Origin of the sequence: Pantoea sp. Ft-CA_14, from assembly GCF_024520875.1 — a bacterium.
Classification (GTDB): Bacteria; Pseudomonadota; Gammaproteobacteria; order Enterobacterales; family Enterobacteriaceae; genus Pantoea; species Pantoea agglomerans.
The window spans coordinates 68,009-83,176 of sequence record NZ_JALNPM010000007.1 but is presented as its reverse complement, the minus strand read 5'-3'; the positions used below and the strand labels follow the sequence as shown (position 1 = coordinate 83,176).

Sequence of the window (15,168 nt, the reverse complement as noted above, 5' to 3'; positions counted from 1 at the left end):
CCGGGTTTCCTGGGCGTTTGTCACCCTGTATTAATCACGTAAACAGAGTGTTATTTTCGGGTTACTGTCAGGCGCCACCTCTGTTGCCCGCCAGTCACAATAACGAATCCGACAACATCACCTCACGGCGTTAGTGGACACCTGTTTATGAAAACCTCACTTTTTAAAAGCCTTTATTTCCAGGTGCTGATGGCGATTGGCATCGGCGTTTTGTTAGGCCATTTTTACCCGGAGTTAGGGACCCAGATGAAGCCGCTGGGAGATGGCTTTGTTAAGTTAATCAAGATGATTATCGCCCCGGTGATTTTCTGTACCGTGGTGACCGGCATCGCTGGCATGGAAAGCATGAAAGCGGTAGGACGGACCGGCGCGGTTGCACTGCTCTATTTTGAAATTGTCAGCACCATCGCGCTGATTATCGGCCTGATCGTGGTTAACGTGGTGCAGCCAGGTGCCGGGATGAACGTTGATCCTGCCACACTGGATGCTAAAGCCGTGGCGATGTACGCCCAGCAGGCAGAACAGCAGGGCATCGTCGCTTTCCTGCTGGATGTCATCCCCAACAGCGTGATTGGCGCCTTTGCCAGCGGCAATATTCTGCAGGTGCTGCTGTTTGCCATTCTGTTTGGTTTTGCCCTGCATCGTCTGGGTAACACTGGCACGCTGATTTTCAACGTGATTGAAAGCTTCTCAAAAGTGATTTTCGGCATCATCAACATGATCATGCGTCTGGCACCGATAGGGGCATTTGGCGCGATGGCGTTCACTATCGGCAAGTATGGCGTGGGCTCACTGGTGCAGCTCGGCCAGCTGATTATCTGCTTCTACATCACCTGTATTCTGTTTGTGGTGATCGTGCTGGGGCTGATTGCACGCCTGTTCGCCGGATTCAGCATCTTTAAGTTCATCGCCTATATCAAAGAAGAGCTGCTGATTGTGCTGGGCACTTCCTCTTCTGAGTCTGCGCTGCCGCGTATGCTGGATAAGATGGAGAAGCTGGGCTGCAAGAAATCGGTGGTAGGGCTGGTGATCCCCACCGGTTACTCCTTTAACCTGGACGGCACCTCGATTTACCTGACCATGGCGGCAGTATTTATCGCTCAGGCGACCAATGCGCACATGGACATTTTCCATCAAATTACGCTGCTGGTGGTGCTGCTGCTCTCCTCCAAAGGCGCGGCGGGGGTAACCGGGAGCGGATTTATCGTGCTGGCGGCGACGCTCTCTGCGGTGGGACATCTGCCGGTGGCGGGTCTGGCGCTCATTCTCGGTATCGACCGCTTTATGTCCGAAGCCCGTGCGCTGACCAACCTGATCGGTAACGGTGTGGCGACCGTGGTGGTGGCGAAGTGGGTCGATCAGCTGGATCATAAACAGCTGACCGACACGCTGGCAGGCCGGAATAAGGAGAATAAAGCGTCTGAATCTTCAATTTAATCATTGAATTTCACTTAAATCCCCACAAATGCCCGCTGTCTCTTGCCCTGACAGCGGGCATTTGCATAATAAACCCCACTTGTTTTTTTTGACGTTTTTCACTTCGTTACGCGACATCCTGAGCTTCCTGTGGTCAAACACTTTGTTGTTGGATAACAGCGCGATTCGGCGCCAGCCGAATCGTTAATAACAGCGGCAATATGCGCCAGTGATAACGATATTTGAATTATTTGAGTAGGGGTTCACATGCAGGGCACCAGAATTCGGCTTTTGGTTGGTGGATTAGTGCTGGCAAGCAGCTTTGGTCTCCAGGCAGAAACGCTGCAACCGGATCCGGCCTGGCAGGAAGGCAAGCTGGATAATGGATTTAACTGGCAGTTACTGGCCACACCGCAACGCCCCAGTGACCGTATTGAACTGCGGCTGGTGGTGAATACCGGCTCGCTGGTAGAGAGTGCGCAACAGGCCGGCTTCAGCCATCTGCTGCCGCGTCTGGCGATGGTGCACAACACCGCGCTTGATAACCATCAGCAGCGCGCGCTATGGCAACAGGCGATGGATCCTCAGCATCCGCTGCCACCTGTGATCACCTCTTATGATTCCACCCAATATAATCTGAGCCTGCCGAATAACCGCCCCGAGTTGCTGAAAGAAGCGCTGAACTGGCTGGCGGCCACGGCAGGCAATATGGCCATCACCGAACAGGTGGTCAACACCGCGCTGGCGGCATCGGATCCGGTGGCGACCTGGCCGAAAGATACCCAGGATGTCTGGTGGCGCTACCGCCTGAAAGGCTCCGCGCTGCTGGCGCATGACCCCGCAGCGCAACCACGCGCGCCGGTTGATTTAACCCAGCTCAATGATTTTTATCATCAGTGGTACACCCCGGATGCAATGACGCTCTACGTGGTAGGGAATGTCGACAGCCGCAACCTCTCTGAGCAGATCAATAAAACCTTCTCGGCGTTAACCGGTAAACGAGAAACGCCTGCGCCACTGCCCACCCTGTCGCCGCTGCCGCACGAGCCGGTAAATCTGGTCAGCAGCAACATGACGCAGGATCGCCTCTCGCTGGTGTGGGATACGCCGTGGCAACCGATTCGTGACTCCCAGAATCTGCAGCGTTACTGGCAGGGCGATCTGGCACGTGAAGCGCTGTTCTGGCATGTCCAGCGTGCGCTCAGTGACAGCAAGGCACAGGGCATACAGGTGGGATTTGATTGCCGTGTGCTCTATCAGCGTGCGCAGTGCTCCATCAACCTGGATGGACGCAACGAAAATCTGGCGCAGAATATGAATCTGGTGGCGCGTGAGCTGGCAAACGTGCGTGACAAAGGCTTGCCGCAGGAGGAGTTTGATGCGCTGATGGCGCAGAAGCTGCTGGAGCTGAACAAGCTGTTTACCACCTATGCCCGCACCGATACGGATGTGCTGATGAGCCAGCGTCTGCGCTCCCAGCAGAACGCCGTAGTCGATATCGCACCTGAGCAGTATCAGAAGCTGCGTCAGACTTTCCTGGCCGGCCTGACCCGCGAACAGTTAAACCAGGAGCTGCGTCAGCAGCTGACGCAGGAACTGATGATGGTACTGATTCAGCCGGAAGGCGAAGCGGAAACCAACGTGAAGAGCCTGCAAAACAACTGGGACAAAGTGATGGCACCACCAGCGGCACCGGCGACCAGCAATGAAGCCAGTCCGCCGGATAGCAACGTCAAAGACGTTCCGCCAGCCGCATAAAGTCAGGTTTTTGCCCTGAGCCACTCGGTCACTAACATCGGCCAGCTGGCGAGGGGCAAATCTGCCACGCCGCGGATACCAAATCCGTGCCCGCCTTTCTGATAGAAATGCACCTCTGCCGGGACCTTATGCTCACGCAGCGCGCCAAAAAACGCCATGCTGTGATTCACTGATACATCATCATCGTCGGCTGCGTGGATCAACAGCGTTGGCGGCACCAGCGGATGAACCCGGGTTTCCATTGAATAAGCGTCAATGGTTTTCTGATCGGGCCACGCACCCAGCAGGCGGGTTCTGGCTCCTTCATGGGCGATGCCGTCCCGCATGCTGATTACCGGATAGACCAGGACCATCGCATCCGGACGCGGCGAGAAGTTTTCTGCGCCATCCTGCACCGGATAGAGTTTCTCTGCGAAACGCGTACCCAGACTGGCAGCCACGTGACCACCCGCCGAAAAGCCCATCATGACGATATATTTACCATTCAGGCCGCGCTGCGCCCGTTCACGCAGGACGCGTACCGCGCGCTGAGCATCGGCCAGCGGCGCGTCGGGCCCTTCGTGATGTCCATCATAGGGCAGGCGATAAGTCATCACCGCCAGGGTGTAACCCATTGAGGTAAAGAATGTCGCCAGGGCGCTGCCTTCACGATCGATCATCACGCGCTGATAGCCACCGCCCGGTGCGACCAGCAGGGTAATCCCGTTTGATTCGACCGGATGCCAGATCGCCATCTCCGGGCAACGCACGCCGGTAGCGGCCCGATCGTAAGGCTCATACTCTTTTGCCATGTCGACAATCTGCGGCTGTGCGCGCGAATCGCTGGCGCCTGGCGCATCACCGTGTGGCCAGATATTAATAATTTCTGTGTGCATAAATAGATCCTGATGCGGGGAATATTTTAATTGTTTTGTTCGCGGCCGGAGAGAACAGCGTCCTGCTGTCTTTTGATTAAAAGATGGTCTTTTTTCAGGCGGTCGTCCATCCGAAAAGGGGGGATCTGACCAGATTCGGACTATGCCTGGTGGTGGATCTGTTTGTTTAACTTATTAATTTTAATCAATAAATTATAAGAGAGATTGAAGGGGGAGACCGCAGGGGATCTGTGATTAACCACAATTTTTCCGCTTAAGGTAAATAGCTGGCACGGCCCGCTTTATTAGCCGCAATTTACCGGATATCACGCTGTGCGTTCTTAAGGCGACATAATGATTTTAGCGTCAGGATCACACCGCCACGCTGCAGGGGCTAACGTGCCAGTCTCATCTGGGAACGGATAGCATCGGTTACAGTCACGCAGCCAGACGTTACCAGCAGCCTAAAAAAATGCGCCCTCGGGCGCATTTTCTGGCATCGGCACGATCAGTGCCTGTATCAACGACGCTGGCTGCCGCTCTGTCAGTCAGGCATCGCCTCTGCCGGAATAATCGCGCCACGATGCTGAATCACTGTGCTGGCAGTCAGATGTCCGCGCTGCGCGGCGAGCTCTGCAGAAGCGCCGGTCAGACGGCGAGCCAGATAACCGGCACTGAACGAATCACCGGCTGCGGTGGTATCGATCACTTTCTCTTTCGCCAGACGTACCGCAGGCACATCAATCAGCGGCGCATCGCCGGTGACCACCAGGCAGGAGTCTGCACCGCGCTTAATCACGATTTCGCTGGCACCCGCCTGACGGGTACGTGCGATAACATCATCCAGCGGCTCTTCGCCCCAGAGCAGATGTTCATCATCCAGTGTCAGGAAGGCGATATCGGTGCAGTTGAGCATGGCGCGATAAGCGGCCTGCGTGCTGGCCCGATCGGCCCATAAACGCGGGCGGTAGTTGTTATCGAAAATCACCTTGCCGCCATTAGCCCGGCAGCGCGCCAGCAGCACCATCAGCTTTTCACGACTGGCAGGCGGCAGAATCGCCAGGCTGATGCCGCTAAGGTAGAGATAATCGTAGTGCGACAGCTGCTCAGCTATCTCTGCTGATTGCGGACTGTCGAGCCAGTAACGCGCGGCGGCATCACTGCGCCAGTACCAGAAGGTGCGCTCACCGTCGGCATCGGTTTCAATGAAATACAGGCCCGGCATTTTATTATCGAGCCGCTGAATCAGGTCAGTATTGACCTTCTCCTGCTGCCAGGCCGCGATCATTTGATCGCTGAACGAATCCGTACCCAGCGCAGTGACATAATCGACCCGTAACTGCTGCTCATCAACCTGGCGGGCGAGATAAACGGCCGTATTGAGCGTATCGCCGCCAAAGCCACGTTTAATGTTCTCACCCTTTTCGGACAGCTCAATCATGCATTCGCCGATGATGGCGATTTTTTTCTGCGTCATGGTTTCAGACCTGTAGTGAAATATCGCCTTAGTCTCGCGTCTGGTATGGCAGACGTCAATGGTTTTAAAACGGTGTTTTAATTTACCTTTTAAGGTGGCCATTAGTCCCGGTCTCGGGGATAAACGCCGGGAATGTCGGCTTTTTTTACCGCTTATGCTAACGAAATGGCTGAGAAACCCCTTTTTCTGAATTGAATCATCTTACTATCCCGCTTCCCTGATGCTGTTGCCCGCGGTCTCGACTATCTTTAACGCAGACCGTGAATGTGCAAGGAGAAAGCGTAATGTCGCGTACCGGGAAAATAGTCAGCTGGGTAGCAGGAATTCTGGTGTTGTTGATCGTGGTGATTATCGTCGTCATCGCGACCTTTGACTGGAATCGCCTGAAGCCCACCATCAATCAAAAAGTTTCAACCGAGTTAAACCGCCCCTTTGCGATACGCGGGGATCTGGGTATCGACTGGGCACGAAATCGCGACGAAGCAGGCTGGCGGCGCTGGGTGCCGTGGCCGCAGATCCATGCGGAAGATATCATGCTGGGGAATCCGCCTGACATTGCTGACGTCACCATGGTACATCTGCAGCGGGTCGATGCCACATTGTCACCGCTGTCGCTGCTGCACAAAGAACTGTTCATCCCGTGGATTAAATTGCAGCGGCCGGATGCGCGTCTGATCCAGACCGCGGATAAAAAGAACAACTGGACCTTTACCCTTGCCGATAGCGGCAAGGATGAGAAGAGTGCTGCGCCATCGGCCTGGTCATTCCGTCTGGATAATATTCTGTTCGATCAGGGCCAGATTCGTTATCGCGACGCCATTAACCGCGCAGATGTCACGGTGCAGGTTAATCCGCTGGGTAAACCGGTGCCGTATACGCAGATTGCCGGAGGCAATGACCAGCAGAAGGGCGCAGGCGACTTCGTCTTTGGCTGGCAGGCGAAGGGCACTTATAACAATGAGTCACTCAGCGGCGACGGTAAGATTGGCGGCATGCTGTCACTGCGCAGTCAGAACACCCCGTTCCCGATTCAGGCCGATCTGCGCAACGGCAGCACCCGCGTTCAGGTGACCGGCGGTCTGCAGGATCCGATGAACCTCGGCGGGCTTAACGTGCGACTGCGTTTCTCGGGCGATACGCTGGCCAATCTCTATGGCCTGACCGGCGTCCTGCTGCCTGACACGCCACCTTATGAAACCGACGGCCATCTGATTGCTAAATTCAGCGGCGAAAAGGGTGCGGTCTACCGCTATGAGAAATTTAACGGACATATTGGCGACAGCGATATTCATGGGTCGCTGATCTACAGTCAGGTTAAACCCCGCCCGACACTCAGCGGCGAGCTGACCTCTGAGCAACTGCGCATGGCCGATCTGGGGCCGCTGATTGGGGTCGACTCTGGCAAAGGTAGTGAAAAAACGGCTCAGGCCAAAGCCCGGCGCGGGGAGAAATCGAATCAGCCCGCAGACCGCGTGCTGCCACACGATAAATTCGAAACCAAAAACTGGGACGTGATGGATGCCGACGTGAAGTTCAGCGGCAAACGGATCGAACACAGCAATTCACTGCCGTTAAGCGATCTCTATACCCATTTACAGCTCAAAAACGGTGATCTGCTGCTGGACCCGCTGCGCTTTGGTGTGGCGGGCGGCAATCTCAACAGCACTATCCGGCTGGAGGGCGATCACTCGCCGATGCGTGGTCGAGTTGATCTTCATGTCCGTAAGCTGCAGCTGCGTCAGCTCTTCCCGAATGTGGAGGCGATGAAGAACAGCCGTGGCCAGCTCAATGGCGATGCCAGCTTTACCGGCACCGGTAACTCCGTAGCCGATCTGCTGGCGACCAGCAACGGGCAACTTAAGCTGCTGATGAATGATGGTCTGATCAGCCGCAGCCTGATGGAAATTGCCGGACTCAACGTCGGTAACTACGTGGTGGGCAAACTGTTTGGCGATGACCAGGTGCGTATCAACTGCGCCGCCACCGATCTCAAACTGCAGAATGGTGTGGCGACGCCTAACCTGTTTGTGTTTGATACCGAGAACGCGATTATCAATGTTTCAGGCAACGCGAACTTCGCCAGTGAGCGGCTGGATCTGTCGGTGAATCCGGAGAGTAAGGGCGTCCGCATCGTAACGCTGCGCTCCCCGCTCTACGTGCGCGGCACCTTTAAAAATCCTGATGCGGGCGTGAAAACGGGGCCACTGCTGGCACGTGGTGCCGCTGCAGTGGCACTGGGCGCAGTAGTCGGCCCGGCGGCGGCGCTGCTGGCACTGATCTCTCCTAGTGATAACGAAGACAACCAGTGCAGCACCGTCCTGCAGCAGATGAAGCAGAAGAAGTAACTAGTTGCGATAGAGTACTTTGATAATGTGATAACCAAAGCCGGTCTTTACCGGCCCGTAAGGCGTCAGCAGCGGGCAGGTAAAGACCGCTTTATCAAAGGCCGGCACCATCTGTCCCTGCCGGAACTCGCCCAGATCGCCGCCATTCCGGCCGGAAGGACAGGTTGAGTGCTTCTTTGCCAGCTGCTGGAAATTGCCACCCTTCGCCAGTTTCGCCAGAATCTCTTTTGCCTGCGCTTCCTCTTTGACCAGGATGTGTAAAGCCGCCGCGGTTTTCGCCATGTTGGTATCTCGGTTGTGTATAATTGCCGCCCAGTATAAACCCCTTTCTTTTGATTCAATCAGGCGATTTCTCCTATGCGTTTAAACCCCAGCCAACAACGTGCCGTCGAATTTGTTACCGGTCCCTGTCTGGTGCTGGCGGGCGCGGGATCGGGCAAAACCCGCGTGATTACCAATAAAATCGCCCATCTGATCCGTGAATGCGGCTATCAGGCGCGCCACATCGCCGCGGTGACCTTTACCAATAAAGCCTCGCGCGAAATGAAAGAGCGTGTGGCGCAGACGCTGGGCCGCAAAGAGGCGCGCGGTCTGCTGATCTCCACCTTCCATACGCTGGGGCTGGAGATCATCAAACGCGAAACCGCGGCGCTGGGCATGAAGTCAAACTTCTCGCTGTTCGACGATCAGGATCAGCTCGCCCTGCTGAAAGAGCTGACAAAAGAGTGGCTGGAAGAGGATAAGACGCTGCTACAGCAGCTCATCTCCACCATCTCGAACTGGAAAAATGATCTGATCGATCCGCAGGGCGCCGCCGCGCTGGCGCGATCACAGCAGGATAATATTTTTGCTCACTGCTACGCCCTCTACAGCCAGCATCTTAAGTCGTGCAACGTGCTCGATTTCGACGATTTGATTCTGCTGCCGACGCTGTTGCTGCAGCGTAATCAGGAGGTGCGTGAACGCTGGCAGCAGCGTATCCGCTATCTGCTGGTGGATGAGTATCAGGACACCAACACCAGCCAGTATGAACTGGTTAAGCTGCTGGTGGGCGCGCGGGCGCGCTTCACGGTGGTGGGCGATGATGATCAGTCTATCTACTCCTGGCGCGGCGCACGCCCGCAGAATCTGGTGCTGCTGAATCAGGATTTCCCGGCGCTGGAGGTGGTGAAGCTGGAGCAGAACTACCGCTCTTCGCAGCGCATACTGAAAGCGGCAAATATCCTGATTGCCAATAACCCGCACGTCTTTGAGAAGCGGCTCTTTTCGGAGCTGGGGCAGGGCAGCGAGCTGAAGGTGCTTACTGCCAACAGCGAAGAGCATGAAGCGGAGCGGGTCACTGGCGAGCTCATTGCGCATCACTTTATCAACCGGACGCAGTACAAAGATTACGCCATTCTTTATCGTGGTAACCATCAGTCCCGGACCTTTGAAAAGTTTCTGATGCAGAACCGCATCCCTTATCGCATCTCTGGCGGTACTTCGTTCTTCTCACGGCCCGAGATCAAAGATCTGCTCGCCTATCTGCGCGTGCTGACCAATCCTGAGGATGACAGCGCGTTTCTGCGCATCGTCAATACGCCGCGCCGTGAGATTGGCCCGGCCACGCTGCAGAAGCTCGGTGAGTGGGCCAACCTGCGCAGCAAGAGCCTGTTTAACGCCAGTTTTGATGTCGGTCTGGGGCAGACGCTGAGTGGCCGTGGTCTGGAGCATCTGCAGCGCTTCACCCACTGGCTGAATGAGATTATCCAGCTGACCGAACGTGAGCCGGTAAACGCAGTGCGTGATTTGATTCGCGGCATCGACTACGAAAGCTGGCTGTTCGAAACCTCCGGCAGCCCGAAAGCCGCAGAGATGCGGATGAAGAACGTCAACACGCTGTTTCAGTGGATGACAGAAATGCTGGAGGGCAGCGATATTGATGAGCCGATGACGCTGGCGCAGGTGGTGACGCGCTTTACACTGCGCGACATGATGGAACGCGGTGAAAGCGATGAAGAGCTGGATCAGGTGCAGCTGATGACGCTGCACGCCTCCAAAGGGCTGGAGTTCCCCTATGTGTTCCTGGTGGGCATGGAGGAGGGGCTGTTACCGCATCAGAGCAGCATCGATGAGAATAATATCGAAGAGGAGCGTCGCCTGGCCTACGTGGGGATCACACGGGCGCAGAAAGAGCTGACCTTTACCCTGTGTCGCGAACGCCGGCAATATGGCGAATTAATCCGGCCGGAGCCGAGCCGTTTTCTGCTGGAACTGCCGCAGGACGATCTGCAATGGGAGACCGAGCGCAAAGTGGTCAGTGCGGAGGAGCGGATGAAAACCGGTCAGAGCCGGGTGGCCGGTCTGAGAGCGATGCTGGATAAGGCGAAAAAGAGTTAAACCAGTGCAGGAGGCGAAGGAGATTCGCCTCACGCGACGGCAATTAAGACAGGGTTAATAACCAGTGGACGTAAGACTGATAATGGCTTTCCTGCTCCAGCAGCTCACTGCGCAACGGATGGGCCTCCAGCCAGCCCGCGGGCAGGGTCAGATGCAGGGCATCATCGTCTGCCTGTAGCCGCACCGCAGGCAGGGTGTCATCGCGACGGCGGGTGGAGAAAATAATCGCCAGCCGCAGCAGACGGCACATCCGTTCCGCCAGCCGCGGCGGCAGGGCGTTCTGCTGAGTCAGCAAAGCCAGATCGATGCTGCCGCTCTGGTTTTGCAGTAAACAGGCCAGTAGCTTCTTCTGTGCCGGTGTGAAACCAGGAAGATCGAGGTGACGCACCAGATACGCCGCATGCTGCGGCGCATGACGGAAGTCAACGCTCAGGCCGATTTCGTGGATCGCGCAGGCGCTGAGCAGCAACTCACGACAGCGCTGATCCAGCTTCCACAACGTGGAAACCTGACGGAAAAAGCTCTCCGCCAGCTGACGCACGCGATCCGCCTGCTCGACATCAATGCTGAAACGGCGCTGGACGTTATGCAGCGTACGGGTTCGGATATCCCGGTCGATGGGCAGATGCAGCATGCCGTAGACCAGTCCTTCACGCAGTGCGCCGCCCGCCAGCGTCATGCTATCGATACTGAGCTCCTGGAAGATGGCGATCAGAATCGACAGGCCGCTGGGGAACACCAGCGCCCGCTCCAGCGTCAGCCCTTCGATTTCCAGCTCTTCCAGTTTGCCGCACTGAATGGCGCGCTGCTTCAGCTGCTGCAGCTTATTCAGCGTGATGCGCTCATCCATGCCCTGCGCCACCATGATCTCCTGCAGCGCCTGAACCGTGCCTGAAGCACCAACGCAGGCCTGCCAGCCCTGCTCACGCAGTTGCGCTGCAATAGGCTGGATCATTTCACGCGCCGCCAGCTCGGCCTGGTCAAAGTTCTCTTTTGCCAGATGACGATCGCTGAAGAAGCGCTCCAGCCACGTCACACAGCCCATCGACAGACTGAACAACACCGACGCGTGCGAACCATCGCCGGTAGCCAGCTCGGTGCTGCCGCCGCCGATATCGACCACTAAACGCTGGTCGGAACCGCCGGTGGTGTGGGCCACGCCCTGATAAATCAGGCGCGCCTCTTCTTCACCGCTGATGACGTTGATGGTACAGCCAAGGATCTGTTGGGCGGTGTCGAGGAAGGTCTGCGCATTGGCAGCCAGACGCAGCGTGGCGGTCGCCACCACGCGGATCTGATCGGGGGGAATATCCTGCAGTTGTTCAGAGAACAGTCTGAGGCATTGCCAGCCTCGCGACATCGCGTCGGCTGACAACAGGTTATTTTTATCCAGACCGGCAGCAAGGCGAACCTTGCGCTTAATTTTTGCAACGGTCTGGATACTGCCAGAGACCTCGCGCACCACCAACATATGAAAGCTGTTAGACCCTAAATCAATCGCTGCATAAAGTGACGATGCGCTTAGCATGGTGGCCTTAACCTGAACGTTTACGGTTGTTGTTGCGTGGAGCACCGCGACGATTGGCGTTATTCCCTCCGCGACGTGGGCCATTGCCGGAACGGCTGCGTTGCAGACGCTTAGGCGGCGGTAAATCCGTTAACAACGCTTCGCTGCTGTACTTGCTGACCGGGATGCTGTGGCCGATGTACTCTTCAATCGAAGGCAGATTCAGCGCGTACTCTTCACAGGCCAGGCTGATTGAATGACCGCTGGCGCCTGCACGACCGGTACGGCCAATACGGTGAACGTAATCTTCACAGTCATCTGGCAGATCGTAGTTAAAGACGTGGGTAACAGCCGGGATGTGCAGACCGCGAGCAGCCACGTCAGTGGCGACCAGAATATCCACATCACCTTTGGTGAAGTCATCCAGAATGCGCAGGCGCTTCTTCTGAGCAACGTCGCCGGTCAGCAGGCCGACACGATGTCCATCGGCAGCCAGGTGGCCCCAGATATCTTCACAGCGGTGCTTGGTGTTGGCGAAAATAATGGCGCGATCGGGCCACTCTTCTTCCAGCAGGGTCTGCAACAGGCGCATTTTCTCTTCGTTAGACGGATAGAAAAGCTCTTCCTGAATGCGATGGCCGGTTTTCTGTTCCGGTTCCACTTCCACATATTCAGCACTGTTCATGTGCTCAAACGCCAGTTCACGGACGCGGTAGGAGAGGGTCGCCGAGAACAGCATGCTCAGACGCTGAGTCGCCGGCGGCATGCGACGGAACAGCCAGCGAATATCTTTAATAAAGCCGAGATCAAACATGCGATCGGCTTCGTCCAGCACCATGACCTGAATAGCACCGAGGTTGACGTGATTCTGTTTCGCGTAGTCGATCAGGCGACCGGTGGTAGCCACCAGAATATCAACGCCCTGCTCCAGCACTTTCAGCTGTTTGTCATAACCGTCTCCGCCATAGGCGAGACCCAGTTTCAGGCCGGTTGAGGCGGTAAGGGGTTCTGCATCTGCATGAATCTGCACAGCAAGTTCACGCGTCGGCGCAAGAATTAATGCCCGTGGCTGGTTAACCTGACGACCTTCCGCCGCAGGATGAGAGAGAAGATGATGAAACGTTGACGTCAGAAACGCCATCGTTTTCCCGGTACCGGTTTGCGCCTGGCCTGCAACATCACGCCCAGAAAGCGTAAAAGGCAGAGCTAACGCCTGAATCGGCGTGCAGTATTGAAAGCCTTTAGTATCAAGGGCTTCCACCACTTTTGGGTGCAGGGCGAAGTCGGAAAACTTCTGTTCAGTTAAGTGTGTTTTGCTCATAGTGTGGTAGAATATCAGCTTACTATCGCTTTACGAAAGCGTATCCGATGAAATAAAGTCAACCAACATTGGTATATTTTACGCCAATTCGCCAGGCATAATCTTGTGGAGTAAAACATGAGCAGCGATAAAATCGTTCATCTGACTGATGACAGTTTCGACACCGACGTGCTGAAAGCCGACGGCGTTACACTGGTAGATTTCTGGGCTGAATGGTGCGGTCCTTGCAAAATGATCGCGCCAATCCTTGATGAAGTTGCAGAAGAGTATGATGGCAAACTGACCATCGCTAAGCTGAATATTGATGATAACCCAGGCACGGCACCGAAGTATGGCATTCGTGGTATCCCGACGCTGCTGCTGTTTAAAAATGGCGAAGTCGCCGCGACCAAAGTGGGCGCGCTGTCTAAAGGCCAGCTGAAAGAGTTCCTGAACGCCAATCTGGCGTAATTCAGGGCTGAATGTCCGGCAGTGGTGAATTTATCTCCTGCTGCTGGACGTTCGCTTTCAGGCGTGCTAATTTACCAGCACTGCATTACGAACTTACCTTGTAGTTAGCATCTAAAAGTTTTCCCTTGTTGAACCCTGTCGCCCTGTACCTTATAAAGATAGAACGGTTCAGCAATCTTACGGTTAGCTCCAACTCTGGCATCACATTCGGACATCTCCCTGCATACCGATCGCCATTCCATACGATGATCGTCAGGAAGAGCCGAAAAGAGCCATTAACGGCATGGATTAGTTGCCATACCATTCACGAAAAACATTCCGAGTATTACCCCGAGTTTAAGAACCCATCACTATGAATCTTACCGAATTAAAGAATACGCCGGTTGCTGAGCTGGTTACTCTCGGCGAAAATATGGGACTGGAAAACCAGGCTCGTATGCGCAAGCAGGACATTATCTTTTCAATCCTGAAGCAGCACGCGAAAAGCGGCGAAGACATCTTCGGTGATGGCGTGCTGGAGATCCTTCAGGATGGATTTGGATTCCTCCGTTCCGGAGACAGCTCCTACCTCGCCGGCCCTGATGATATCTACGTTTCCCCTAGTCAAATCCGCCGCTTCAACCTCCGCACTGGTGACACCATCTCTGGCAAAATCCGTCCACCGAAAGAGGGTGAACGTTATTTTGCGCTGCTGAAAGTTAACGAAGTTAACTACGACAAGCCGGAAAATGCGCGTAATAAGATTCTGTTCGAAAACCTCACGCCGCTGCACGCAAATAAACGTCTGCGTATGGAGCGGGGTAATGGCTCAACGGAAGATTTAACTGCTCGCGTACTGGATCTGGCATCGCCAATTGGTCGTGGCCAGCGTGGTCTGATTGTTGCACCACCGAAAGCCGGTAAAACCATGCTGCTGCAGAACATCGCGCAGAGCCTGGCGCACAACTATCCGGACTGTACCCTGATGGTACTGCTGATCGATGAGCGCCCGGAAGAAGTCACCGAGATGCAGCGTCTGGTGAAAGGTGAAGTTATCGCCTCAACCTTCGATGAGCCAGCTTCACGCCACGTTCAGGTTGCTGAAATGGTGATCGAGAAGGCCAAGCGTCTGGTTGAACACAAGAAAGATGTCATCATCCTGCTCGACTCCATTACACGTCTGGCACGTGCTTACAACACCGTGGTTCCTGCTTCAGGTAAAGTCCTGACCGGTGGTGTGGATGCCAACGCCCTGCATCGTCCAAAGCGTTTCTTTGGTGCTGCACGTAACGTGGAAGAGGGCGGTAGCCTGACCATCATCGCGACCGCGCTGGTTGATACCGGTTCGAAGATGGATGAAGTGATTTACGAAGAGTTTAAAGGTACCGGTAACATGGAACTGCATCTCGCCCGTAAAATCGCTGAAAAACGCGTCTTCCCGGCGATTGATTACAACCGCTCTGGTACGCGTAAAGAAGAGCTGCTCACCTCTCAGGAAGAGCTGCAGAAGATGTGGATCCTGCGTAAGATTATTCACCCGATGGGCGAAATCGACGCAATGGAATTCCTCATCAACAAGCTGGCGATGACCAAAACTAATGATGAATTCTTCGATATGATGAAGCGTTCTTAATCCGATACTGCCTGGCCGAACCACAGATTCGGCTTTTTTAGTCCAGATG

Annotated in this window: 11 protein-coding genes; 6 read left to right on the top strand and 5 right to left on the bottom strand. The window is 55.3% G+C overall.

Going from position 1 to position 15,168, the window contains the following annotated elements:
• Positions 1–147: 147 nt before the first annotated feature.
• Entirely contained in the window at positions 148–1,437 is a 1,290-nt protein-coding gene (locus tag NR195_RS12610; RefSeq protein ID WP_256844575.1) for a dicarboxylate/amino acid:cation symporter, read from the top strand.
• Positions 1,438–1,683: 246 nt separating this feature from the next.
• Complete coding sequence (locus NR195_RS12605; RefSeq protein WP_010257399.1) at positions 1,684–3,174, top strand: pitrilysin family protein; 1,491 nt, start codon at positions 1,684–1,686, stop codon at positions 3,172–3,174.
• A 2-nt stretch (positions 3,175–3,176) separates the two neighbouring features.
• On the opposite strand, the gene NR195_RS12600 is transcribed toward NR195_RS12605, so the two are convergent.
• Positions 3,177–4,049, bottom strand: a complete 873-nt coding sequence (locus tag NR195_RS12600; protein ID WP_010671660.1) for an alpha/beta hydrolase — start codon at positions 4,047–4,049, stop codon at positions 3,177–3,179.
• Positions 4,050–4,572: 523 nt separating this feature from the next.
• Entirely contained in the window at positions 4,573–5,505 is a 933-nt protein-coding gene (locus NR195_RS12595; protein ID WP_187494921.1) for a sugar kinase, read from the bottom strand.
• A 284-nt stretch (positions 5,506–5,789) separates the two neighbouring features.
• Here NR195_RS12595 and NR195_RS12590 point away from each other — a divergent pair, with 284 nt between their 5' ends.
• A complete protein-coding gene (locus tag NR195_RS12590) occupies positions 5,790–7,850 on the top strand; it encodes an AsmA family protein (protein ID WP_050680420.1) in 2,061 nt (686 codons plus the stop codon).
• Here NR195_RS12590 and ppiC read toward each other — a convergent pair whose 3' ends face one another.
• The gene (gene ppiC, locus NR195_RS12585) at positions 7,851–8,132 is read right to left on the bottom strand and encodes a peptidylprolyl isomerase PpiC (protein WP_010671663.1); all 282 of its coding nucleotides are present in this window, start codon (positions 8,130–8,132) and stop codon (positions 7,851–7,853) included.
• Positions 8,133–8,207: 75 nt separating this feature from the next.
• Between ppiC and rep the strand changes: the two genes are divergently transcribed.
• Positions 8,208–10,229, top strand: a complete 2,022-nt coding sequence (gene rep / locus NR195_RS12580; RefSeq protein ID WP_010257384.1) for a DNA helicase Rep — start codon at positions 8,208–8,210, stop codon at positions 10,227–10,229.
• A gap of 43 nt (positions 10,230–10,272) precedes the next feature.
• Here rep and gppA read toward each other — a convergent pair whose 3' ends face one another.
• The gene (gene gppA / locus NR195_RS12575) at positions 10,273–11,757 is read right to left on the bottom strand and encodes a guanosine-5'-triphosphate,3'-diphosphate diphosphatase (RefSeq protein ID WP_010671664.1); all 1,485 of its coding nucleotides are present in this window, start codon (positions 11,755–11,757) and stop codon (positions 10,273–10,275) included.
• Between the two features lie 7 nt (positions 11,758–11,764).
• Positions 11,765–13,057 carry an ATP-dependent RNA helicase RhlB gene (rhlB, locus tag NR195_RS12570; protein ID WP_022624852.1) on the bottom strand — a complete coding sequence of 431 codons (1,293 nt, stop codon included), beginning with the start codon at positions 13,055–13,057 and terminating at the stop codon, positions 11,765–11,767.
• A gap of 117 nt (positions 13,058–13,174) precedes the next feature.
• Here rhlB and trxA point away from each other — a divergent pair, with 117 nt between their 5' ends.
• Together trxA and rho are read left to right on the top strand one after the other, a co-directional pair.
• Positions 13,175–13,507, top strand: a complete 333-nt coding sequence (gene trxA, locus NR195_RS12565) for a thioredoxin TrxA (RefSeq protein WP_003851963.1) — start codon at positions 13,175–13,177, stop codon at positions 13,505–13,507.
• Positions 13,508–13,859: 352 nt separating this feature from the next.
• Positions 13,860–15,119 carry a transcription termination factor Rho gene (rho, locus tag NR195_RS12560; protein ID WP_010257369.1) on the top strand — a complete coding sequence of 420 codons (1,260 nt, stop codon included), beginning with the start codon at positions 13,860–13,862 and terminating at the stop codon, positions 15,117–15,119.
• Positions 15,120–15,168 lie beyond the last annotated feature (49 nt).

Coding starts and splice junctions, on each gene's coding strand:
- NR195_RS12610 (WP_256844575.1), top strand. CDS start 148: ATGAAAACCTCACTTTTTAAAAGCCTTTATTTCCAGGTGCTGATGGCG.
- NR195_RS12605 (WP_010257399.1), top strand. CDS start 1,684: ATGCAGGGCACCAGAATTCGGCTTTTGGTTGGTGGATTAGTGCTGGCA.
- NR195_RS12600 (WP_010671660.1), bottom strand. CDS start 4,049: ATGCACACAGAAATTATTAATATCTGGCCACACGGTGATGCGCCAGGC.
- NR195_RS12595 (WP_187494921.1), bottom strand. CDS start 5,505: ATGACGCAGAAAAAAATCGCCATCATCGGCGAATGCATGATTGAGCTG.
- NR195_RS12590 (WP_050680420.1), top strand. CDS start 5,790: ATGTCGCGTACCGGGAAAATAGTCAGCTGGGTAGCAGGAATTCTGGTG.
- ppiC (WP_010671663.1), bottom strand. CDS start 8,132: ATGGCGAAAACCGCGGCGGCTTTACACATCCTGGTCAAAGAGGAAGCG.
- rep (WP_010257384.1), top strand. CDS start 8,208: ATGCGTTTAAACCCCAGCCAACAACGTGCCGTCGAATTTGTTACCGGT.
- gppA (WP_010671664.1), bottom strand. CDS start 11,757: ATGCTAAGCGCATCGTCACTTTATGCAGCGATTGATTTAGGGTCTAAC.
- rhlB (WP_022624852.1), bottom strand. CDS start 13,057: ATGAGCAAAACACACTTAACTGAACAGAAGTTTTCCGACTTCGCCCTG.
- trxA (WP_003851963.1), top strand. CDS start 13,175: ATGAGCAGCGATAAAATCGTTCATCTGACTGATGACAGTTTCGACACC.
- rho (WP_010257369.1), top strand. CDS start 13,860: ATGAATCTTACCGAATTAAAGAATACGCCGGTTGCTGAGCTGGTTACT.